This window comes from Microbispora sp. CSR-4, from assembly GCF_008033685.1.
In the GTDB taxonomy this organism is placed as follows: Bacteria; Actinomycetota; Actinomycetes; order Streptosporangiales; family Streptosporangiaceae; genus Microbispora.
This window is the reverse complement of sequence record NZ_VJVX01000171.1, coordinates 1-1,273: the sequence shown is the minus strand read 5'-3', so window position 1 is coordinate 1,273 and position 1,273 is coordinate 1. Positions and strand designations below refer to the sequence as shown.

Here is a 1,273-nt window from a genome sequence, read left to right as displayed (position 1 = left end):
CCCGGGCAAGGGCGGCGGCGTGGAAGGGGAGTTCTACCTGCCGCGTGAGGCCGGCGCCCGGTTGATGGCGTTGTTGCAGGCGTACGCCAAGCTGAGGGCGCAGGGGGATGACCGCCCGCTGACGGTGCGCCAGGCCGACGCGCTGATCGCCCTGCTGGAGCAGAAGATCGTCACCGAGCTCCTCGTCGTGGTCAGCGCCGAATCCCTCCCCACCGACCCCGACAACACCGACCCCACCGACGACAACCCACACCCCGCCGACCCGGCCGACGACGTCAGCCACTACTTGGCGGACCTCGGCGACAGCGCCCCCAGCGACTACGCTCCCGACCCCGCCGGAAGCTCCGAGGCCCCGAGCGAGGCTGTTGCGACCGGCGACTGCGACAGCGACGCCGGAAGCGCCGACGACCCCACCGGGGCCGAGGGCGCCACCTCCGGCGTGATGGGCGACCCCGGCGCTGCGGGCGGCACCGACTGTCCCGACGCCGACAACACTGGCGCCCCTGCGCCCGCCGAAGCCGACGAGTTCGACACTGCCGAGGCCGAGGCAGGTGCCGGTACGGGTAGCGATGCCGGTGAGCGGCGGCCCGGCGAGTGCGAGCTGCGCGACACTGCAAGCATCGCCTCCGCCGAGGGCGGAGAGACCGTCAGCACCAGCTCTGCCGAGCGCCACGAGACCGCGCCCGCCACAGGCGGCGACGGCGACCGCGCTGCGGTCCAGTCTGGAGCACCGCACGCCACGCGGGCCGGGTCAGCATGCCTCGCCGCCGGTGGCGGGCATTCGCACACAGCACCTTCGGACACAGCGTCTTCAGGCGCGGCGGCTTGGGATGCGCCGCCGTCGGAGGCAGCACCCTCGGAGGCAGCGCGGCCGGATCCTCCTCCCGAGGACGCCTACGCACGTCACACCCACGCCGGGCCTGGGCCTGCGGGGGACTACCGGCATGGCCAGGACATACCGGGAACGCTGGGGACGGCGCTGGGAGCGTCGGCAGGCGGGCCGCCCGGGGTGTTGTCGCTTGGTGCGTCGTTGGGGATGGCGCCGGGGACCGCGCCGGGGTTGTTGCTGGCGACCGGGCAGGTGCTGCCCGTCTCCAGCGTGCACCGGCTCGCCCGCACCTCGACTCTGGTGCGGATCGTCATGAACGCCGACGGGCAGGTCCTCGACATGGGCCGCAAGGTCCGCCTGGCGACTCCTGCCCAGCGCAGGGCGGTGTTCGCCCGGTATGCCACATGCTGGGTCGACGGCTGCCCGCTCCCGGCGACCATGTGC

Annotated in this window: 1 protein-coding gene; it reads left to right on the top strand. The window is 73.7% G+C overall.

The window, feature by feature from the left end; all coding sequences use genetic code 11:
* Positions 1–1,273, top strand: a 1,273-nt coding sequence (locus tag FLV34_RS39270; protein ID WP_147945584.1) for a DUF222 domain-containing protein, incomplete at both ends; no start/stop codon positions are given.